General features: G+C 54.9%; 17 protein-coding genes and 2 pseudogenes. 10 read left to right on the top strand and 9 right to left on the bottom strand.

The features are described from left to right. Positions 1–487: 487 nt before the first annotated feature. Positions 488–841, bottom strand: coding sequence for a hypothetical protein (locus AC1DFB_RS20530; protein WP_170509429.1), 354 nt, complete (start codon positions 839–841; stop codon positions 488–490). A 341-nt stretch (positions 842–1,182) separates the two neighbouring features. Next, positions 1,183–2,400: a 3-sulfinopropanoyl-CoA desulfinase gene (acdA, locus tag AC1DFB_RS20525; RefSeq protein ID WP_480922715.1), complete on the bottom strand. Its 1,218-nt coding sequence runs from the start codon at positions 2,398–2,400 to the stop codon at positions 1,183–1,185. 95 nt (positions 2,401–2,495) lie between these two features. Here acdA and AC1DFB_RS20520 point away from each other — a divergent pair, with 95 nt between their 5' ends. Beyond that, the gene (locus AC1DFB_RS20520) at positions 2,496–3,431 is read left to right on the top strand and encodes a LysR family transcriptional regulator (protein WP_480922714.1); all 936 of its coding nucleotides are present in this window, start codon (positions 2,496–2,498) and stop codon (positions 3,429–3,431) included. A gap of 236 nt (positions 3,432–3,667) precedes the next feature. On the opposite strand, the gene AC1DFB_RS20515 is transcribed toward AC1DFB_RS20520, so the two are convergent. Further along, on the bottom strand, positions 3,668–4,579 hold the full coding sequence (locus tag AC1DFB_RS20515; protein ID WP_480760851.1) for a LysR family transcriptional regulator: 912 nt from the start codon (positions 4,577–4,579) through the stop codon (positions 3,668–3,670). Between the two features lie 74 nt (positions 4,580–4,653). Between AC1DFB_RS20515 and AC1DFB_RS20510 the strand changes: the two genes are divergently transcribed. The 5 genes from AC1DFB_RS20510 (at position 4,654) to AC1DFB_RS20490 (ending at position 9,250) form a co-directional block, all read left to right on the top strand. Then, positions 4,654–5,463 (top strand): CmcJ/NvfI family oxidoreductase, encoded by an 810-nt coding sequence (locus tag AC1DFB_RS20510; protein ID WP_480922713.1) that lies wholly within the window; start codon positions 4,654–4,656, stop codon positions 5,461–5,463. A gap of 13 nt (positions 5,464–5,476) precedes the next feature. Next, positions 5,477–6,442 (top strand): LLM class oxidoreductase, encoded by a 966-nt coding sequence (locus AC1DFB_RS20505; protein ID WP_223118529.1) that lies wholly within the window; start codon positions 5,477–5,479, stop codon positions 6,440–6,442. 12 nt (positions 6,443–6,454) lie between these two features. Then, positions 6,455–7,243, top strand: coding sequence for an SDR family NAD(P)-dependent oxidoreductase (locus AC1DFB_RS20500; RefSeq protein WP_480922712.1), 789 nt, complete (start codon positions 6,455–6,457; stop codon positions 7,241–7,243). Positions 7,244–7,334: 91 nt separating this feature from the next. Continuing rightward, on the top strand, positions 7,335–8,180 hold the full coding sequence (locus AC1DFB_RS20495; protein WP_480922711.1) for an enoyl-CoA hydratase/isomerase family protein: 846 nt from the start codon (positions 7,335–7,337) through the stop codon (positions 8,178–8,180). 83 nt (positions 8,181–8,263) lie between these two features. Further along, positions 8,264–9,250 carry a zinc-dependent alcohol dehydrogenase family protein gene (locus AC1DFB_RS20490; protein ID WP_480922710.1) on the top strand — a complete coding sequence of 329 codons (987 nt, stop codon included), beginning with the start codon at positions 8,264–8,266 and terminating at the stop codon, positions 9,248–9,250. Positions 9,251–9,432: 182 nt separating this feature from the next. Here the strand turns inward: AC1DFB_RS20490 and AC1DFB_RS20485 are convergent, their stop codons facing one another. From AC1DFB_RS20485 to AC1DFB_RS20470, 4 genes and pseudogenes are all read right to left on the bottom strand, one after another. Then, a complete protein-coding gene (locus AC1DFB_RS20485) occupies positions 9,433–10,230 on the bottom strand; it encodes an ABC transporter permease (RefSeq protein ID WP_480922709.1) in 798 nt (265 codons plus the stop codon). Next, complete coding sequence (locus AC1DFB_RS20480; protein ID WP_480922708.1) at positions 10,227–10,979, bottom strand: ABC transporter permease; 753 nt, start codon at positions 10,977–10,979, stop codon at positions 10,227–10,229. The genes AC1DFB_RS20485 and AC1DFB_RS20480 overlap by 4 nt, the downstream gene beginning before the upstream one ends. Before the next feature lie 9 nt (positions 10,980–10,988). Further along, positions 10,989–11,754, bottom strand: a pseudogene (locus AC1DFB_RS20475) (transporter substrate-binding domain-containing protein). Between the two features lie 41 nt (positions 11,755–11,795). Further along, a complete protein-coding gene (locus tag AC1DFB_RS20470) occupies positions 11,796–12,593 on the bottom strand; it encodes an ATP-binding cassette domain-containing protein (RefSeq protein WP_170407522.1) in 798 nt (265 codons plus the stop codon). Between the two features lie 77 nt (positions 12,594–12,670). On the opposite strand from AC1DFB_RS20470, the gene AC1DFB_RS20465 reads away from it, so the two are divergent. The 4 genes and pseudogenes from AC1DFB_RS20465 (at position 12,671) to AC1DFB_RS20450 (ending at position 16,896) form a co-directional block, all read left to right on the top strand. Further along, a complete protein-coding gene (locus AC1DFB_RS20465; protein WP_480867904.1) occupies positions 12,671–13,327 on the top strand; it encodes a TetR/AcrR family transcriptional regulator in 657 nt (218 codons plus the stop codon). Next, positions 13,324–14,508 (top strand): pyridoxal phosphate-dependent aminotransferase, encoded by a 1,185-nt coding sequence (locus tag AC1DFB_RS20460; RefSeq protein WP_480922707.1) that lies wholly within the window; start codon positions 13,324–13,326, stop codon positions 14,506–14,508. The genes AC1DFB_RS20465 and AC1DFB_RS20460 overlap by 4 nt, the downstream gene beginning before the upstream one ends. After that, positions 14,505–16,109: a 5-guanidino-2-oxopentanoate decarboxylase gene (locus AC1DFB_RS20455; RefSeq protein WP_480922706.1), complete on the top strand. Its 1,605-nt coding sequence runs from the start codon at positions 14,505–14,507 to the stop codon at positions 16,107–16,109. The genes AC1DFB_RS20460 and AC1DFB_RS20455 overlap by 4 nt, the downstream gene beginning before the upstream one ends. A 3-nt stretch (positions 16,110–16,112) precedes the next feature. After that, positions 16,113–16,896 (top strand): annotated as a pseudogene (locus AC1DFB_RS20450) (dimethylarginine dimethylaminohydrolase family protein). Between the two features lie 119 nt (positions 16,897–17,015). Here AC1DFB_RS20450 and AC1DFB_RS20445 read toward each other — a convergent pair. Both AC1DFB_RS20445 and AC1DFB_RS20440 read right to left on the bottom strand, forming a co-directional pair. Then, the gene (locus tag AC1DFB_RS20445; protein WP_480922705.1) at positions 17,016–18,626 is read right to left on the bottom strand and encodes a glycosyltransferase family 2 protein; all 1,611 of its coding nucleotides are present in this window, start codon (positions 18,624–18,626) and stop codon (positions 17,016–17,018) included. Further along, the gene (locus tag AC1DFB_RS20440) at positions 18,626–19,756 is read right to left on the bottom strand and encodes a glycosyltransferase family 61 protein (protein WP_170407509.1); all 1,131 of its coding nucleotides are present in this window, start codon (positions 19,754–19,756) and stop codon (positions 18,626–18,628) included. Before AC1DFB_RS20440 ends, AC1DFB_RS20445 begins: the two co-directional genes overlap by 1 nt. Positions 19,757–20,235 lie beyond the last annotated feature (479 nt).

Here is a 20,235-nt window from a genome sequence, read left to right as displayed (position 1 = left end):
CAATAAGTAAACCACGTCAGATGGCTGACTTTATATCATCAGATCGTCGTTCGATTTTCTAGCTTTCACGCAAGCGGGCCAACGGTCGCTGCCGGTCCATATCTGGGATGGTTTGTCAGAGTTGGCGTTTTTTTGGGACGGCCTTTTACATAGTTTCGGCATTGCAAAACACTTTGCTCATCGGTGCTCAACAAGCGGAAGTTGATCACCTGTAGCCTGAAAGAAGCGCGCTTCTGGGTGGAATATGTCAATTCGATGCGCCAACATGCAAGGCAATCGAGACGCATCTTTGTAAGATCTGCGCGACACTGTTCACCCACCCAATCAGGCAGGTTTCTTTAACTGTTACAACTGAAACGTTTATTCGGCATCAGAGCACTCCTTCTCTGGTCAGAATTTAGCCCAAATTACGAACTCTGTTCGGACCCTTTTCTGAGTCACGGCCAAGGCCCCTTTCGATAAACCACTGAGTAATCTGCAGCCATTACTAGCCCACCACTCCGTGACCACGCACCTGCATGCAGTTCACAAGCACATGACGCCGCGCCATTTCGTCATTGTACTGGCCGCGCACAGATCCGACTATGCCACCTGCGATCGCACCTCCGATGACATCTTCCTTCTCGCCAACAACCCAACCAGTGACCGCGCCATCAATAGCGCCGAACGTAGCATCCATTTTACGCTGCCCGGGATTGAAACTCGCGGCCATCAATCGGCATTCAGCCTCATCTGTGTAGAAGGTCGCATTCCTGGTTCCGTCAACCATCAGTGGCTTCTGCATCGGGTACTGAGTGCATGCGGTAAGACCGATGAGAGCAACAAAAATGAACTTTTTCATCGCAGCTTTCCTTTCGGGAATCGAAGTAATTGCTTGGCGTACACGCTAAACTTGCCTGCCTAGGCAAATCTCATTTAGGAAGTTTACGATTGTCGAAAAATAGCCCCGCCATTTTACGCAGCGTAAAATTGCATTTGTTTCGCTGGCTCGGACGCAAACTTCTCTGGCGCATGAATGCAGCGCCTTTCTTGCGCAGCTAAGTTGGCTAAATAGGCAACTAGATTAACGCGAAAAAACCGTCGGCCGAGCATGCCGAAGGCGTGACGGCACGCAGTCGCGTAGGGCTGCGGCACAAGAAAGTCGGCGGCCCGAAAGTCCTTTTTCAATTTTCATAGGGTCTTCTATTCAGCCGCGTAACGCTCCATATCGGCAAGGCGCGTGTATCCGTCCCGCGTCTGTGGTGTTTTAATGCCTAGAATATTTCCGGCGATTTGGGTCCGGAGAATCTGTGCGGTCCCGCCGCCGATAGTGAACATGCGCACATCGCGATACATCCGCTCCAGAGGTTCACGATCGCTGTAGCCGCGCGCGCCGAACATCTGCAGCGCATCGCTGACCACCTTAATAGCCATCTCGGACGCAAAAAGCTTGGCGCGGGCGGCCATGGTCATATCGGGATACTGACTGCCGTTTGGGCCACGCGATCGTGCCGCTTCATGGAGCAGCAGCCTAGCTGCATGAACTTGCGTGTCCATATCGGCCAGCATCCATTGAAGCCCCTGGAATTCTGCAAGCGGGCGCCCGAACTGTTCACGTTGAACGAGGTAGCGTTTTGCATGTTCAAGTGCCCCTGCCGCAACACCCATAGCAACTGCTCCCGCACCGACGCGTTGCGAATTGTAAGCGTTCATCAGGTCGGCAAAGCCACGCTTCAATCCTGAAGGCGGTTTGACCAGCCATTTCTCGTTGATCTCGACATTTTCGAACCGCAATTCTGCTTCGGGCATACCGCAAAGGCCCATCGTGTATTCGCGACCCACCACGGTGAACCCCTTGGGCGTATCTCCTGACATCGGGTCGGCAAACAGAATGAAACCGCCAATCCCCTGATCGACGCCTGCCTCATCGAGCACGCGGGCAAAGATCAGGTACAGCTTCGAGACCCCTCCACCAGTGATCCAATGCTTGGACCCGTTGAGGATGTATGTGCGACCCTGTTTCCGCGCGGTAGTCTGAATTTCGGTCGCGGCACTTCCCGAGTCAGGTTCGGTTATGCAGATCGCAGGCTTATCTCCTGCCAGGACATGCTGAGCACAAAAAGCCTTCTGCTCATCATTGCCGTACCCCATGACCGCACTGATGCCGCCCATGTTGCCCTCGACAACGATGCGGGCGGTCAGGGTGCAGGCTTTTGCGATCTCTTCCACCACCATGGTGACATCCAGAAAACTCGCGCCCCGCCCACCATATTTCTTGGGAATGGTCATACCCATGATGCCAGCATCGGCCAATTCGCCAACATTCTGCCAGCAATACCTGCGCGATCTGTCCCAATCTGCGGCACGTTTCTCAAATTCTGGGGCCAGTTCTTTCGCAACGTTCACAAGCGGATGCGGCATGCGTGTCCCTCGTCTCTGTTTTTTAACAGAATACGCTTGCAGTAATACAACACAATCGAATAAAATTGGATATCTAATCCAGTATACTTTAACTTATGCAGACACGTTCTCTCAGAACCCTCATACGGGTCTCGAATGTCGGCTCCTTTGCGAAAGCGGCCGAGCAGCAAAACATGACATTGTCTGCACTTTCAATGCAGATGAAGGCGCTTGAGGCGGAGCTTGGCGTCGACCTCTTTGACCGCACCGTACGACCACCGCGACTTACGCCAATCGGCCGGAGCATCGTCGAGGCATCGATCCCGCTCCTGCAGCACGAAGACAGCCTTCTCAAAATCTGTCGCCCGACGGACACGCTTGTTGGGCATTTCCGAATAGGATTTGTCACAACTGCTGCCGTTCGCTTGCTGCCGAACTTCCTGAACAACGCAAAACGTCAAGCACCGCAAGCGACCTTCTCATTCGAAACCGGCCTGTCCAAGGTTCTACAAGAAAAGGTTGTAAGCGGTCAGCTTGATGCCGCCCTTCTTACAGATGCAGAAGGTGTTCCTGACACGCTTGCGGAAGAGGTGCTTCGAGAGGAACCCTTTGCCTTTGCAGCCCATAAGAAATTGCTGAAAGACGGCCTCGCGGGTTTATTGAATGCGCAGCCCTTCTTTCACTTTATGCCCGACACCGGGATCGGAAAACTCATTGCTGGAGAGATGCTTAAGCACAAAAGACCGAAGGGTTCCGAAACCATTGTCCTTGATAACCTTGAAGCGATTATGGAATGTGTTTCGGCAGGCCTGGGATTTACGCTTCTGCCTGTCCCCGATGTTTTGCGGTACCGGTCTGACGACGTCAAAAGTATTTGTCTCCCACGATCGTCGGCTCGGAAACTTGTCCTTGCGACCGTACGCAAGGGCGCGCTGGCTGGAAGTGAGGCGATGCTTGCCTCGCTATTCTCGACGGGCGAGGCCGCCGCTGCGAGCGAACAAGACACACCTCTCCCGCACTCGCGGCTTCGGCTTGATCGACTAAGGTCTTGAAACCCTCTTTTGGGTTCACGCAAGAACGACCGGAACCGGCCTTGGATAAACCGTTTAGATGCTGCGATGCAGCCTGTCGAACTAGCCACTCGCTACGGGAGCGATGGCCGCGTTCACGGGAACTCATAAATCGCGGAACAGATCAGGCTATTGCAATTGCAAAAGGCGTGTCCGCCTCGTGCATTTCTCCAAACTGGCGCCGTGATGTCTTAAGGCGCTCTTGACCAATATTGGGATCATGTTTCCCAAGGTGGATTTGAGCCAATCTCTGCGATCAGAAAATCCATGAATACCCGAACTTTGGGGGATAATACGTTGGACTTGGGATAGATAAGCCATAGTACATTGTCTTCCGTAGCCTCAAAATCTGGCAGAATTTGCATCAACCGGCCCGATTTCAGGTGATCATACACGCTCCACAGTGCGTTCAGGGATATTCCGGCGCCGGCCAGAGTGGCGCAGACCTGGCTTTGGCCGTCGTCTATGATCAATTGACCCTTAGCCATCGCTGGGTCAAATCCGGCTTTCTCACCTGCCTTTCCCGTTAGCGTGCGCAATTGGCGATTTTGGAAAGCGATCAGGTGGTGGCTTTTCAGATCGGCAGGTGTTTTGGGTGTGCCGTATGTGTCAAGATAGTGCGGCGCAGCGCACAGTATGCGTCGGTCATCAGCCAATTTTCGGCCTTTCAGGCTGGTGTCGACAAGCGGCGCATTTCTTAGTGCAAGGTCGTAACTCCCCTCGATAAGATCGAACTGCACATCCGATAGGCGCAAATCGAGCGTCAGATCGGGGTGCTGTTGAAGAAATTTCGGCAGGATTGGAGCAATGTAGAGCTGAGCAAAGGTGCTGGGCGCAGCGAAACGCAATGTACCGCGGATGGTCGCTGTTTGTTTGCCCAACGCCGTAAGTGCTGCCTCTTCCTGCGCAATAATCTCTCGGGCGAAGGGCAGGAAATCGGCACCTTCAACAGACAGCGACACCTTGCGCGTTGTGCGATGTAACAGTTCGGAGCCCAGGCTTTGCTCCAACTTGGCAAGCTTTGCGCTCGAGACAGCTGGAGCCATGCCCAAAGCGCGCCCCGCCGCACTGATGTTCAGCCTTTCTGCCGCCGCTACAAACAATCTCAGCGCGTCTGTATCAAGCCCCATTATATCGCAAACCCGAATTATCAATCCATGAATGGGCAGTTTATACGCAAATAGATTAGCGTTAAATCCCCTTCATGGATGCAACTCGGCATGGGAAGGAGACGCAGATGACGCGGACAGCCACAGTCAACTACCACGTTCACAAGCCCTGGCGGCAAGCCTTTGAACTAGATGCAGGCGGGATTGCTGGTAATTTGATTTCGCCCGAACTGGCCAGCACGGCTGTTGCATTGACAGATGCGCGCACCACGAGCAACACAGTTACATTCGCGTCTGATGCTGTTGAGTTCGCGCTGCTGGAAACGCAGGTACAAGATTTTACCGGCGAGGTCTGGAAACCGACATACGATGCGGAGCTAACGGCAATGCTCTCGAACAAGTTAGGTGCGCGCGAGGTTGTGGTTTTTGATCACACGGTTCGGATAGATGACCCAGGAGCGACGCGCAAACCCGCGCGCAACGTCCACAGTGACTATAGCAAGGACGGAGCCGAACAGCGGCTTGTCGATCTTTTGGGTGCAGAGGCCGCAGCGGAGTGGGCGCGCGGTCACTATGCTTTTGTTAATGTGTGGCGCCCTGTGAATCATCCTATCAACTCAGCACCCCTGGGCTTTGTTCGCCCGTCATCAGTTGAACCGTCTGACTGGATCTTACTGGACCTGATCTATCCCGACCGCAATGGGCAAATAATGGGGCTGGTAGGAAACCCCAGGCATGAGTGGATTTATCAATCGAAGATGACGCCGGATGAGGTCGCGATCTTCAACATCTATGACAATCAAGGTGCTCCGTCGATCGCGCATAGTGCGCTTGATATGGTCGAAGATTCAAACGTCAACACCATTCGCAAAAGCATCGAGAGCCGCACATTGGTGCGCTATTAAAGGAGAGCCGGACATGTTGGATAAAATGCAGCCTGCTGATTTTGCCCAAATCAACGTGGCCTATAACCGGGTATTTCGACCGGGACGGCTGAGCGTTGGCCTAGTGTTGCCGCTCGAAGCATATGCAGTCGGTGCAGAGCCCACGCTTCGGGATCATCTGGAAGCGGCTCGGAAAGCGGAGAACCTCGGGTTTGCATCACTTTGGCTGCGCGACGTGCCATTCAACGTTCCAAGCTTTGGTGATGCAGGACAGATTTTCGATCCATTTGTCTATCTGGGTGCGCTTGCTGCGGTGACGGACCGAATTGCCCTTGGAACGGCGAGCGTGATCCTGCCATTGCGTCACCCCGCTCATGTAGCCAAGGCGGCGGCGAGCGCGGATGTGCTCTCGGGCGGACGGTTGCTCTTGGGTGTAGCCTCCGGGGACCGGCCTGAGGAGTATCCGGCAATGAACCAGAGCTATGATGACCGCGGGGCACGTTTCCGCGACAGCTTTGACTATATCCGCGCCGTTGGATTGGACTATCCCGAGCGTGAAAGTGCACAGGGTACGCTGTCTGGCGGGATTGACCTGCTGCCAAAGCCGCATGGGACCCGCCTGCCGATGATTATTACGGGTGGTAGCCAGCAATCCCCCGATTGGGTGGCGCAGAACGGCGATGGTTGGATGACCTATCCGCGCAATGCGACTGCCCAAAGGCAGGTTATTGCGGACTATCGGAGGCGCGGGAAGGAAGCGGGCCAGCCAGACAAGCCTGTCATGCAATCCCTGTATATCGATGTCGTTGCCGATCACGCCGCACCACCGCGCCCGATCCATCTTGGGTTTCAGTCTGGCACCGATTTCCTGCGTAGCTATCTACGTGAAATAGAAACGCTTGGGGTCAATCACGTTGCACTGAACCTACGGTTCAATCAAGCGCCCATCGATACGACCCTCGAACACTTGGCGGATACCGTACTGCCCGACTTTTCCTAAAGGATCAGATCAATGACCAAGACTATACTCATTACAGGTTCAACCGACGGCATTGGTTTGCTCACGGCAAAGAAGCTGGCCGCCGATGGACACAAAGTACTTCTGCATGGACGCAGTACCTCCAAATTGGACAGCGCGGCCTCCGAAGTCGGCGGCGATGTCGAAGCTTATACCGCTGATCTGAGCGATCTGTCCGCAGTGCGAGAACTGGCTGAAAGCGTGAAGGCCAAACATGACAAACTGGACGTGTTGATCAACAATGCAGGTGTGCTGAAAGCTCCGCAAACCGTGCTTGCGAATGGGCAGGACATCCGCTTTGTCGTCAACACACTCGCACCCTATCTGCTCACAGAATTGCTGATGCCGATCATTCCCGCCGCCGGGCGCGTCGTGAACCTGTCATCGGCAGCGCAGGCCCCGGTGAACATAAATGCACTGGAGGGTAGTGTCCCGCTGGCTGATATGGAGGCTTATGCGCAAAGCAAGCTGGCGATCACCATCTGGACCCGGGAATGGGCCAAATCTCTGTCCGATGCACCCGTCATGGTCGCGGTAAATCCCGGATCGCTGTTGGCCTCAAAGATGGTGAAAGAAGGATTCGGCTTAGCCGGGAACGATATGAACATCGGCGCTGATATCCTGATTGATGCGGCATTGGGTGATCGGTTCGCTGATGCGTCAGGTGCCTATTTTGACAATGACAGCGGTGCCTTCGCGAATCCACATGCCGCAGCACTGGACAAAACTCACGTCGCCGACGTCATGAACACGATCAAAGGTTTGATTAACCAGACCAACTGACCCGCGCTGCGCTAAAGCCAGACGCGCTTCCAACTTTAACCTCCCTTACCCCTCGCGCGTGCCGCGTCGAGGCCCAAGAAAGGACTGTCTGATGAAATATGAGAACTTTCAAACCTTTGACGTTGATGTTGAAAACGGCATCGCAACAGTCACATTCAACTTTGGCACCGTAAACGTGCAAGGCCAGGAAATGCTGGCCGACCTCAACAGTCTGGCCATGCGGCTAGAGCGAGACCGCGAAACCAAGGTCGTGATCTTTCAATCCGCCAACCCGGAAATCTGGGTCTGCCACTACGATACCGAGCTGCTCAAGGATATGTCGACTGAGGCCGTATCCCGCGAGGACGCACAGCTTTTGGACCTTCAATCGGTCTGCGAGCGGATCAGCAAGGTGCCACAAGCCACCATCGCAAAGCTGGAAGGGTTCGCACGTGGTGGCGGACACGAGTTGGCGTTGGCGCTCGACATGCGATTTGCGGCGCGGGGTAAGTACAAGTTCATGCAGATGGAAGTTGGAATGGGCATCCTGCCTTGCGGCGGCGGTGCTTCGCGCATGGCACGTCAAACCGGCCTTGGAAAAGCGCTTGAGATCATCCTGAGCGCACAAGACTACGATGCGGATGATGCAGAACGTCTGGGCACCATAAACAAGGCTTTGGAGCCAGATGAGATTGGCCCGTATGTGACGGCTCTGGCCGAGCGGATCGCAAAATTCCCGGCAGAGTCGATCAATGCCTGCAAGCAGATGGTCTATGAATCCATCGACAAACCCATTGATGAAGCGCTGAAGGCCGAAGCCTATTGGCTGTATCAGGCCACAAGCAAAACCCCGGCGGTCAAACGGTTCACCATCGCGGATGAACAGGGTCTGGAACACGACATCGAAAACCAGCGCAAGTGGGGCGATCTGGTTATGCAGGTTCAGGATATCAACTGATCCGTCCTCCAACACAATGATCACGTCAGGCGTGCGCTGTTCAATGCCGCGCCTGACACTTCGTCAAAAAAAGGAATATCCCAATGAAAGCAATGGTTCTGAACGACTACGGACCCGATGCACCGTTCGAGCTTGTAGAAATGCCAGAACCGGTCGCGACGTCTGGGCATGTAGTCGTCAAAGTGGCCGCGACCAGCGTCAATACCGTCGATACAATGATCCGAAGCATGGGCGCGGATCTACCTCTGTCCCCCAATTTGCCCGCGGTCCTTGGCATGGATTTTGCTGGCACAATCACCGCCGTTGGCGAAGGTGTTAGAGGTTTTTCCATAGGTGATGAAGTGTATGGCTGCGCCGGTGGTTTGATGGACCTCCCTGGTTCGCTAGCCGAGTACATCAATGCGGATGCCCGCCTGATTGCACACAAACCCAAGACGCTGAGCATGCGAGAAGCCGCGGCGCTGCCTCTCGTAGGCATCACCGCCTACGAAGGATTGACGCGCGCCGGTGTCGGCGAAGGGCAGACCGTTCTGGTTCAAGGCGGTGCCGGTGGCGTTGGTCATGTTGCCGTTCAAGTTGCGCGCCACCTTGGCACAACCGTGTCGGCAACAGGTCGCGGAGCGGATCAGTTAGCCCTCATCGAGGGTCTCGGTGCGCGCCCGTTGGATTTCACAACCCAAAAGGTCGAGGACTACGTGGCCGAACACACTGATGGCGTGGGCTTCGATGTGGTGTTTGATAGCGTGGGTGGGCCTAACATGACGAACTCGTTCGAAGCGGCCAAGCTCAATGGCCAAGTCGCCTCAACCGTCGCGATGGTCGAGATTGATCTGACACCTGTGCATTTCAAAGGTCTGTCTCTGCACGTCGTCTTCATGCTGATCCCGATGATGCATGATGTCGGGCGTCAATCCCATGGTGACATCCTGAAAACTCTGGCGGAAATGGCGGACGCGGGCCAACTCAAACCAATTGTTGACGAACAGAGATTTGGGTGGACCAATGTCGATGCAGCCTATGAGCACCTGACAAACGGAGCGGCGGTCGGAAAAGTTGTTGTAGAGCTGTGAACGGAACCGGCCGGGATTGGTGCGCAGGGATATAATTGTGCACCATTCCAGTATGGCCTGATATTGATATCGACCATCAGTACTCAGCCAAGCTGAATGCAAGTTGCAGCTCAGATTGCTATGAACTCAAAGCACTGGTCGGAGCTGACGCAGCACATGGATCCCCTCCGCTGCTGGCGATACTAACTGATACCGCCATTGCGGTTTCCAGTCCCAAGAACCTTTACTTCCAGCCAGTGGAAACCAAATGCGATCACGCCCGCGACGAGAATATAGAATACGGCCAACAGGATGAGCGGCTCGTAAATAATGAAAGTGTCGGAGCGCACACGTGAAGACACAGCGTAAATGTCGACGACAGTGATCGTCGCAACCAATGGAGTTGCTTTGAGTTGCAATATAGTTTCACCGCCCAATGTCGGCAGGACGTTGCGGATAGCCTGCGGCAACCAGATACGGCGAAACATGGTGAAACGTGGCATGCCAAATGCCTTGGCTGCCTCAAGCTGACCCTTGGCGACCCCTTTGAAGGCACCGCGCATCACCTCTCCTTCGTAGCCGGCATAGGACAACGTCAGCGCCAGTACTGCATAAGGCCAGGCCTGCCGCAAATAGGGCCACAACTCGGAAGAGCGTATCCAGGGGAACTGCGGAAACAAAGACCCAAGCCCATAATACAATAACCAGAGTTGCAGCAGCAGCGGTGTGCCGCGGATGATAGTGCAAAATGCCTTGGCAGGGGCGGCAAGATACCAAGGCCCAACCGCCTGTGCCAATCCAAGAGGAACGGCGAGTAGGAAACCCAAGACTACGGTGACCACCAACAGCCAGATTGTCGTCCAAACGCCCTGAAGGGCGAGCGGCGCATATTTCGGGATCCAGTCCCACTGAAGAGAGACGGCGCACCAGACAACGATTCCAGCGAATATCAGCATCATCACAATGCGATGTGGTTGCATCAACGATCTGAAATCAATCATCTGCCCCCTCCTTTAAGAGAGGGTTGGCCGCGACGCGCCCACTTCTCAATTCGAGTGAAGATGCCGCCCGAACACAGCGTTACCATGAGGTAAAGAAATCCCGCCGCCAGAAAGAAGGTAAAATAGGCGCGTGTGCTGCTTGCAGCCTGGCGGGTTTCCAGTGTCAGCTCGTTGAAACCCACAACAGCGAGCAACGCGGTATCTTTGGTTGCAATCAGCCACAGGTTGGCAAGACCTGGCACGGCGAAGCTCATCATGGCCGGGATTGTCACGCGGCGCATGGTCATGAAGGCGGGCATACCGTAGGACTTGGCCGCTTCGATCTGACCGGGCGGAACCGCCTGAATTGCGCCGCGCAAAATCTCGGTCGCGTAAGCACCCTGGACAACACCCAGCACCCATATGCCTGCGCCAACACCACTGACCTCAACCCGACCCCCGCCCATTGCGGCGGAGATTTTGTTTATGATGTCAGATCCCACGTAATACAGGATCAGGATCAGGACCAGCTCGGGCACAGCCCGGATCACCGTCGTGTAGATGGCGAGAAGATCGCGCGTGACCTTCCCGCCATAGAGTTTGCCATAAGCTCCGAACAATCCGATCACGAGACCGAGGGCATAAGCGCCGAAAGCGATCTGCAATGAGTGGGACAATCCGCGCAGCAGATTGGCCCCCCATCCCGGCGGCGAGAGCGACAAAAGCTCTGCGCTCTGCGCCAATCCAAGTAAATCCAACAGTCCGTTCACAGCGGCGGCTTAGTAAATGCTGGCCGAGAAATAGTTCGATGTGATCTTCTCGTGCGTGCCATCGGCAAGAATTGCGGCGATGCCTTTGTTCAGCGCCTCACGCAGGTCATCTTGCCCTTTGCGCACGCCAGCCCCAACGCCGCGTCCCAGAATAGCGGGATCATCTGCAACGGCGCCTTTAATTTCACAGCAAGCGCCCGCATCCGAGTTTACAAAGTCGGCCATGGCGATGCTGTCTGCTTGAGTTGCATCAATACGGCCTGCGAACAGGTCCTGATTGGCCTCATCCTGTGTCTGATAAACCCGCAGTTCAGCATCCTTGAAATATTCCTGCGCATAGGCCTGGTGGATGGTCAGAAGCCTGAATGCCGACAACTTTACCCGCCAGCGACTCGGGTGTCGCTTCGATATCCATCGATTTGTCCGCAACGATTACAGCGGGTGTGTTGTAGTAAGGATCGCTGAAATCAATGGTTTTCAGCCGCTCCTCGGTGATCGACATAGAGGCCATGATGGCGTCGATCTGCTGCCCGGTCAGCGATGGAATGATACCATCCCAGGCTACAGGCGTTATAACACAGTCCAGTTCGGCAGCTGCACAGACGGCATTGATAACATCGATCTCCCATCCAACCCAGTTGCCTGAGCTGTCAAGCGAAGCGAATGGTGGATAAGGTTCAGCCGCGATACCGATCTTGACCTCTTCGGCACTGGCGACACCAACTGAAAGGATGGCGGCGGCAACTCCGGACGCAAGCAGTTTCTTAAGGTTCATTTTGTTACTCCCTTTTGGTTCATTAGTTTGTTTTGACTGAATCAGGCGACCGAGCTGAGGAACTGCCTCAACCGCTCTGATTTTGGATTACCGAAGACCTCGGCAGGTGGACCCTGCTCTTCAATGCGGCCTTCGAAAAGATAGACAACGTGGCTGGCAACTTCGCGCGCAAATTTCATTTCATGGGTGACGAGCAGCATGGTGCGTCCTTCACCAGCGAGATCACGGATCACGTTCAAAACTTCGCCGACCAACTCGGGGTCCAGCGCCGATGTGGGCTCATCGAAAAGCATCACCGAAGGATCTACGGCAAGCGCACGGGCAATGGCGGCGCGCTGTTGCTGACCGCCAGATAGATAGGCCGGAAAGGTGTCGGCCTTGTCACCAAGCCCTACCCTTTTCAACAGGTCGTGCGCCCGCGAGATAGCCTCTGCCTTTGGCACCTTTAGGACATGTATCGGCACTTCGATCACGTTCTCCAGAAGCGTGCGATGCGTCCACAGATTGAACTGCTGAAAAACCATCGCCAGCCGCGTTCGGATACGCTCGATCTGGCGGCGGTTCGCGGGGCTACCATCGGCGTGCATTTCAACCAATTCACCGCCTATGGTGATTTTTCCCGAGCTCGGCGTTTCCAAGAAGTTGATACAGCGCAGCATGGTGGATTTGCCCGAGCCTGACCCCCCGATGATTGCGACAACGTCCCCCTTGTTGGCAGTCAGGGAGACACCCTTCAGGACCTCTAGCGCACCAAAGGATTTGTGCAGGTCCTCAATCTTTATCGCCTCAATGGACGCAGTGGCTTCGGGTGTGGGTGATGCTGCTTCGGCTGTGTCCATATCCAACAATCTTCTGATTTCAGCTTGCAGTAAGCCTCGAATCTCGCAATTATGCAAGTGTATAATAACTCCATGCCATGGATGACACTGACGTGCAGGACGACAGCCGCAAATTTAAACGTGAATCTGCTGAGTTTCGGCGCGAGGCGCTGATATTGGCGACTTTGGACCTGATCGCCGAGATGGGCGTCCGCGGTGCCACGGTGCGTGAGATTGCAGCCCGCGCGAACGTGACCCAAGGGTTGATCCGTCATTATTTCTCTTCAAAAGAAGAGTTGGTTCAAGCGGCGTATGAGCACCACATGAATACGCTAACCGATCAGACAGCAGCTTCGTCAGGAATGGGAAGCGCGGTATCTCAGTTGACCAACTTCGTTGACGCGTCGCTACGACCACCAATCGTTGATCCAAGCGCCGTGGCGTTGTGGGCCAGCTTTCTTAACAAGGTGCAACATGATTCAAAAATGCAGCGCATTCACCAGCAGACCTATAACTATTTCCGGGGTCACCTCGAGGAGCTGATCGTCGCCGCATTGCTGGAAACCGGACGTTCAGTTGCTGCAACGGAGGCAACGCAACTGGCCATTGCTTGCAACGCGGTAATCGACGGCCTTTGGCTGGAAGGCGGTGCGCTTCCGGACGCGTTTTCCGAAGGGCAACTGGCGCGGATCGGCTTGGACTCCGTGAGCGCCATCCTGGGGATACCATTAAACAAAGAGGCGGAGCAGCCATGAAGACCACATCTGTGACTGAGCGTTTAGCGGGGTTGGGTGGTGCCAAATGGGGTGTACACCTGAAAGCACGCGATCTTATCAAAGCCGGAGCGGATATCGTCGAAATGACGATTGGAGAACCGGATGTGCCCGTGCCAGCCGCATTGGTAGAAGCCACCGTAACCTCCTTGCGGGCACAACGGACAGGGTATTCCAACGGGCGCGGTGAAGCCGGACTGCTTGACGCGCTTGCTGCTCGCTATTCAACCTCTCGTGGGCGGCCCTTCGGACCCGAGAACTTTTTGTGCTTTCCCGGGACGCAAACCGCCCTTTTCGCAGTGATGTCCGGGATTGCAGAGGCCGGAGACGAAGTTTTGGTTGGTGATCCGATGTACGCGACATACGAAGGAGTCGTGCGTGCATCCGGGGCGGATATGGTGCCTGTGCCGCTTCGGCCAGAGCACGGGTTTCGCATGCAAACCGAAGATATTGCTGCACGCATCACTCCACGCAGCCGCGCCATTCTTCTAACAACGCCACACAACCCGACAGGTGCAATTCTGACTACCACGGAAATTGCCGAAATCGGGCAGCTCGCCATGGCGCACGATTTATGGATCATCTCGGACGAAGTCTATGAAGAACTGATCTTTGACGAGGCCGAATTTGCTTCACCATTGGCAGACCCGAAACTGGCGGATCGTGTCATAGGTGTATCATCCATCTCGAAATCACATGCTGCCCCAGGGTTTCGTAGCGGTTGGTGTGTCGGACCGGCAGCGTTTTGTGAAGCGCTGCTGCCGTATTCCGAAACAATGCTCTTTGGCAATCAGCCCTTCATCGCGGACATGACCGAAAAAGCAATCCGCGACGGGTCCGAGGTTGCGCCCGGCATGGCCGCTCGTTTCTCTGGCCGCGCCACCCTGCTGGCTGATCGTCTTGAAGCAGAAACGGATCTGACGGTTCATCGCCCAGAGGCGGGAATGTTCGCCCTCATCAACGTTTCTGCCACCGGGTTTGATGGCGAAGCTTATGCGTGGGATCTGTTGCAGGCCGGGGTGGCTGTCATGCCAGGGTCCGCCTTTGGCGACGGTCTGAAAGACTGGGTCCGGGTCGCGCTGACGATTAGTGACACCGATTTTGCCACAGCGGTTTCTCGCATCATTGATCACGCCAACAGCAAATCACGTGAGGTTGCATGAGCGGAATGACAATCGGTGAAGCTTTGGTTGCCAAGCTTCGCCAAAGAGATGTGACCTGCGTCTTCGGAATTCCGGGCGTTCACACGGTCGAACTTTACCGCGGTCTTGCGGCTTCGGGCATTCGTCATATCACGCCCAGGCATGAACAGGGTGCTGGTTTCATGGCTGATGGCTACGCGCGTGTTTCGGGGAAACCGGGTGTGACCTTTGTGATCACCGGCCCCGGATTGACCAACACCTTGACACCGATGGCGCAGGCGCGCGCTGATTCAATTCCGATGTTGGTGGTCTCTGGTGTCAATAAAACCACTTCACTTGGCAAGGGCTTGGGACATCTGCATGAATTGCCAGACCAACTAGGGCTGGCCAGAACAGTTGCGTTGGTGTCAGAACAAGTTCCCGACACCAACGCTCTGGACCCGGTCTTGGACCGCGTTTTTCACGACCTGACGAACGGCCGCCCAGGGCCGGTGCATATAGAGGTCCCGCTGGATGTAGCAGCAGAAAAATATCAAAAAACACCAGTCGAGACGCTCGATCCAGCACCCCCGGTCAATCCAGACTTAATCTCACAAGCGGCAAGGCAACTGGCTGAAGCAGATAGAGTTGTCATTCTGGCGGGCGGTGGCGCGAAACAAGCTGAAACCGATTTACAGACATTGGCTGAAACCCTCGATGCCCCCGTCGTGCAAACCGTCAACGCACGGGGCATGATGCACGGACATCCACTGACCGTTCCTGCCAGCCCGAGCCTCAAAGCAGTACGCGAGCTGATAGAAAGCGCTGATTGCGTTCTGGCTTTGGGAACCGAATTGGGGCCAACCGACTATGACATGTACGCCACCGAGCAAATAGCAGGAAAGTCAGGCCTGATCCGGGTGGATCGCTGCAGCGATCAACTGGCGCGACATGAGGCAGCGCTTACCATTCAAGGTGACGTTAATTTGGTTGTACCGGCGCTGTTTGGGGCATTGTCCAATGAGGCAAAGCAAGACGACGGTGCCGAACGCGCCAGCAAAACACGCCGCGCCGCCTGGGAGGAAATTGGTCCGGACTATCGCCATCAGGTCGAAATCCTGAACGCCATTCGCTCGGCAGTTCCAAATGCATTGATGGTCGGAGACTCAACCCAACCAATTTATGCCGGCAATCTTTTCTACGACCACGACCGGGCCGGAGGTTGGTTCAACGCAGCAACGGGATATGGCGCGCTCGGCTACGGGATACCCGCTGCCATCGGCGCGTCGATCGCCGATCCGACTGCAAGGGCGATCTGCATTGTCGGCGATGGAGGTGCACAGTTTTCATTGCCTGAAATCATGGCCGCAGCAGATGAAAACCTGCCGGTCACCTTCGTGATCTGGAACAATCATGGATACCAGGAAATTGCCGCGTCGATGCGGGATGTGGGTGTGACCGTCATAGGTTGTGATCCTTCGCCCCCGAATTTTTCTGCATCAGCCAAGTCTTTTGGCATTCCATTCACCAAGGTTCCGGCCGAACCACAGGCTGTCGCGCAGGCGTTGCGCGAAACTGTCGCTTTAGATGGGCCTGCAATGATCGAAGTCATCGCTCCGAAATGTGAACCTCAGAAAGATTGAAACATGTCAGACCCGACCTTTGAGTTCTCCCGCGCCATCACCCGCCGCCCGGCTGCGACCATTGCTGGTGGTTTGCGTGCAAAGGATATTGGAAACCCCGATTTCAGAAGGGATGATGGCGGCACATAAGGCTTACGTGGCTGCACTGAAAAGCACCGGGGCTGAAGTGATCGAACTTGATCCCCTTGACGCGTTCCCCGACGCACAGTTTGTCGAAGATACGGCCCTTTGCCTGCCGCAAGGCGCTGTGCTGATGCGGCCAGGCGCACCATCGCGGATGGGAGAGGTGGCAGAAATGGCGCCAAATCTTCGCGCTTGCTACGAGACGGTTCTGGAAATCAACGGCCCCGGCCATATCGAGGGCGGAGATATTCTTGTAACCGGCCGCGAAATTTTGGTGGGCAGATCAGACCGCACGGACGCTGAGGGTGTCGCCGAGCTGGCTAAAATCACCTCCGCGTGGGGCCACAAACTGCGCGAGGTGTTTACACCGGAAGGCGTTTTGCACTTCAAGACAGATTGTTCATTGATGGATGCCGAAACAATCCTGTCTACCCGAAGACTTGATGCATCAGGCTGCTTTGAGGGCTACCGAGTGCTTCATGTTGCTGATGGGGAAGAAGCTGCTGCCAACGCGATCCGCTTCAACAATCTGGTGCTGATGGCCGCAGGCTTCTCGCGCACAGCAGACATGTTGGATCGTGAAGGGTTTGAGATCGTAGAAATTGACAACACCGATTGCGCCAAGCTGGATGGCGGCATGTCATGTCTCTCGCTAAGACTTTGAAGGGTTATTCGCCAACTTTTGGTCATCGGCGGTCTTTTAGTTGGCGAATGAATATCAAGCCGCACGCTATCTGCGACAGCCGGGCCGTTCTAAGAATCGGTTCATCGCGGCACGACAAGTCAGCTATGCATATCCGCATCTATGATGGCGCGGATCCGTTGCAAATCCTCAAGTTCGATGCCGGTGATCTCGTCATAAAGGTCGCGAAACTCGGACTCATCCATCAAAAACTCAATCTTAGCCTGGTGCCAGGCAACAGCTTTTTCGTGTAGCCGCGCAATCTGGGGAATGGCTATCAACGCTTCCATCGCCACTGACAATCTGGCCAAGTTGCGTTGGATAGTGACGTCCCGATACTGGTTCCAATCCATCCGTATCCAGTAGTTGCGCCCGACAGTGCGATCCACATGCAGGGCCCGTCCGCGTTGACGCTTGACCAAGAAAGACTGCGCAGATCTTAGTGCGTAGTGGTTTAGCTGGACCAGTTCATAACCGATGGTCTTGATATCGGATCTCCAGCCATTCTTTGCCACTTTGTGCGTGATATCCTGACCCGATCCATTGACCCATAGCACCTGTCCGGCTTTTGCTTCTTTCAGCTTATTGGGCCGGTGACAGCTTAGTTTACGATAGGCACGAATATTCCTGGTGGCGGTCTTGAAGCCCCAAGCGGTATGCGGTTTGGGCAGATATGACGCAGCGCATCGGTCAAATTGCGCCAGGACCGGCCTGTCCTCGTAGGTCTTTATCCCGGCCGACCCAAATTGCCGCCAGGTCATTGCAATATTGCTGACCCCCTCAGGCAGGCGCTTATAAAGTTCCGGCAGTGTCCCGTTACCAAAGCGGATGTTGATAAACTCATCCACATCAATATGGATAACCCAATCGGCACGTTTGACCACCTTGAGCTTTGCAGACTGGTTCAGAGCCCACTGTTGCGGGGAATTGCCCTTCCATTTGTTGTTGTCGACATGCGTGACCAGACCGGTTTTGGCCAGCGCATCCAGCATCAGATCCGTGCCATCCTCGCAGCCATTGGTATAGATAACAAAGTGATGCACACCGATCGATTGGTGGTATGCAATCCATTCCAATAGGAAAGGGCCTTCGTTTTTCATGCAACCGATCAGCACCGTGCCGCTGGTACCCTCTGGCGGCCTGAGGTCCACCGGCACCGTGTCACCCATGGGTCGACTTTCGTCAAAACTTGTCAGGTCATTGCGCGGCAAGAAGCGACGGGCAAATGGCAGCACTTCTTTTGGAGTGGATTCTTCTTTTACACAGGAGGCCAGGGTAGAGAATGCAGGAGGCTGCGCAGTCAGATCATCTGGCCATTCAATCCGGTTAACTATCGCATCGGCACCAAATTGTGCGGCCCAAATTCTGGCGCGATCAGATCCTGAATCAAGATCAGTCAAAATCAGGATGTCGGCCGCCAATTGCCCCAAAACTTCGTGGACTCGACCAACAGAGACTTCCGTGGTGAGGTTTTCTGATAGCGCTGGCATGGCCAAAAGCATGAACCGCGGTCGCTCATTAGCAATTGCACTGGCGAGTGCGGGCAAAAATTCGGGCGGCTCGGCCTTTGCACGTCTTCGCCGCGTAATCTGCGCAAACGCAACCAGTTGCTGCTGCAAATCCGCAATATCGATACTCAAAACAGACGCAACCCCATTGGCTTGGCGCGCCTGATCCCGAGCTGTGTCGCGTATATCCAGGATTAGCTGCATTAGTCAGCGGGCTCTTGATGGATGGGAACCAGCTGGTCGCCAAGGGCTTTTTCCAGTTTTCGGATGGTTCGCCGCCGCTGCCGCCAGAACATTTCTTCCCAGGCCAGATCAGGTGAGACAAATCCTGCATCGGCAAGCACTTTATGCAATCTGGACATGTCAAGCTCTCCAAGTGAATGGCGGTTGGGGCGACCGCGCGATGCCAATACCCAATCGGTGCGAATGGCATTGGCGACCAAAGGCTCTTGCCCGCAAAAGGCCGCTAGCTGAGCTGAGATATTGTGATGCACCGAAGAAGTGCGGCGCGGGATCATTGCAACCTGCTGATCTGGACGGCCTACCAGAGCAAAAAGATGCAGTGCCGACCCGTCTAGTGCAACGATCTGACGGGCGGCTTTGTAACGTGCGATCTGCTTTTCCATCGGGTGTTGTTCCGGATAGAAAATCTCGTACCCGTTCTGGCGCAAATTCTCTTCGAGAAACTCTTCTCCGATAACGCCACCCCGCCGTATTCCAAGACCTGCGCGCGAGATATAAAGCCGCTCCGGCCCATCAGGGGGAACGTCGGCGCCAAAATTTTGATGGATCAAGGCACGATATTCAGGCGTTCCCGCCACAATCGGGCCCAGCCCAAACCCCTGACCGGGCACATGCAGATGTTCTATCTGAGTTGGCTCGGTCACCACTTTGATTGGAAGATCAATACCCAGAAGCTTAAAAAAATTATGCTGCATGGGGCGTGTTTCATCCCCATTGGCGGGTCGCTTGGGGGTAAAGAGGACCCCATCAATATCCTTCGCGATTGCCGGCAGCGGCCAAAGACGTGCGGTGCTTTCAGCTAGGAAATGACCAAAGTGTACCCATAACAGCCCGGCATAAAGCCAGCGACCCGACAATTGCGGCAAAGGGTCTGTTGGCGATATCGGCTGGGTGGTCATGGCACGCTTTCCCCGCCAAAGCGCCCCATGCGCGCAGTATTCCCGGTCTTCAGTCAGAACACCGGCTTCCTGCACCGTATCGGAGACTGCGGGCGGAACCACAATGGCCCGCTCAAGCGCAACAAGTTCGCGTGACCATCCTTGATCAGGCTGAGGAGGTTGGTTCAGATCATTATCGTTAAGCGTAGACATCTTTGTTCACACCCGGTCAGAGCGACCGGGTCGACAAAGACATGCTTCTAGTCGGTCTTCTGCTGTTAGAAGCCGGGATAGATGATCGGTGAATATCCTTGTGATCTGCAACCAGCGTCTTTGACATTCGACTATCCGATAAACTGGGCCCCAGATTAGTCCGAGACCCGCGTTCGGGCTTCTTATCATTCGGCCCTATACTCCTTAGCATCCTAATATGGCCGGACCTGCATCGCTGCAAGCAATCGTAGTGAAATTTCTACGCTAGAAAAAGTAAAGGCTCTATCCGCAGAAGGACAATCGAATATGTTGACAGTGTCGCAGTTTATCATCCTTGCCTGAAGCGACCGCCACTACTTTGATTGCCAAGTTATTGTCCGTTGTACTCAATGCAATGGCCGGTTGGGAAACCGTCCGCCAAACAACTTGGCACTACGGTATTTGCAGATGACACCTAGTGTTATTGATTGCGATCGTCC

It is taken from the genome of Ruegeria sp. S84 (assembly GCF_056583445.1).
Note: the sequence above shows the minus strand (reverse complement) of the source record. Positions and strands in the feature narration are given on the sequence as shown.

Excerpts from the sequence above, each read along its gene's own strand:
- AC1DFB_RS20530 (WP_170509429.1), bottom strand. The coding sequence starts at position 841 with ATGAAAAAGTTCATTTTTGTTGCTCTCATCGGTCTTACCGCATGCACT.
- acdA (WP_480922715.1), bottom strand. The coding sequence starts at position 2,400 with ATGCCGCATCCGCTTGTGAACGTTGCGAAAGAACTGGCCCCAGAATTT.
- AC1DFB_RS20520 (WP_480922714.1), top strand. The coding sequence starts at position 2,496 with ATGCAGACACGTTCTCTCAGAACCCTCATACGGGTCTCGAATGTCGGC.
- AC1DFB_RS20515 (WP_480760851.1), bottom strand. The coding sequence starts at position 4,579 with ATGGGGCTTGATACAGACGCGCTGAGATTGTTTGTAGCGGCGGCAGAA.
- AC1DFB_RS20510 (WP_480922713.1), top strand. The coding sequence starts at position 4,654 with ATGGATGCAACTCGGCATGGGAAGGAGACGCAGATGACGCGGACAGCC.
- AC1DFB_RS20505 (WP_223118529.1), top strand. The coding sequence starts at position 5,477 with ATGTTGGATAAAATGCAGCCTGCTGATTTTGCCCAAATCAACGTGGCC.
- AC1DFB_RS20500 (WP_480922712.1), top strand. The coding sequence starts at position 6,455 with ATGACCAAGACTATACTCATTACAGGTTCAACCGACGGCATTGGTTTG.
- AC1DFB_RS20495 (WP_480922711.1), top strand. The coding sequence starts at position 7,335 with ATGAAATATGAGAACTTTCAAACCTTTGACGTTGATGTTGAAAACGGC.
- AC1DFB_RS20490 (WP_480922710.1), top strand. The coding sequence starts at position 8,264 with ATGAAAGCAATGGTTCTGAACGACTACGGACCCGATGCACCGTTCGAG.
- AC1DFB_RS20485 (WP_480922709.1), bottom strand. The coding sequence starts at position 10,230 with ATGATTGATTTCAGATCGTTGATGCAACCACATCGCATTGTGATGATG.
- AC1DFB_RS20470 (WP_170407522.1), bottom strand. The coding sequence starts at position 12,593 with ATGGACACAGCCGAAGCAGCATCACCCACACCCGAAGCCACTGCGTCC.
- AC1DFB_RS20465 (WP_480867904.1), top strand. The coding sequence starts at position 12,671 with ATGGATGACACTGACGTGCAGGACGACAGCCGCAAATTTAAACGTGAA.
- AC1DFB_RS20460 (WP_480922707.1), top strand. The coding sequence starts at position 13,324 with ATGAAGACCACATCTGTGACTGAGCGTTTAGCGGGGTTGGGTGGTGCC.
- AC1DFB_RS20455 (WP_480922706.1), top strand. The coding sequence starts at position 14,505 with ATGAGCGGAATGACAATCGGTGAAGCTTTGGTTGCCAAGCTTCGCCAA.
- AC1DFB_RS20445 (WP_480922705.1), bottom strand. The coding sequence starts at position 18,626 with ATGCAGCTAATCCTGGATATACGCGACACAGCTCGGGATCAGGCGCGC.
- AC1DFB_RS20440 (WP_170407509.1), bottom strand. The coding sequence starts at position 19,756 with ATGTCTACGCTTAACGATAATGATCTGAACCAACCTCCTCAGCCTGAT.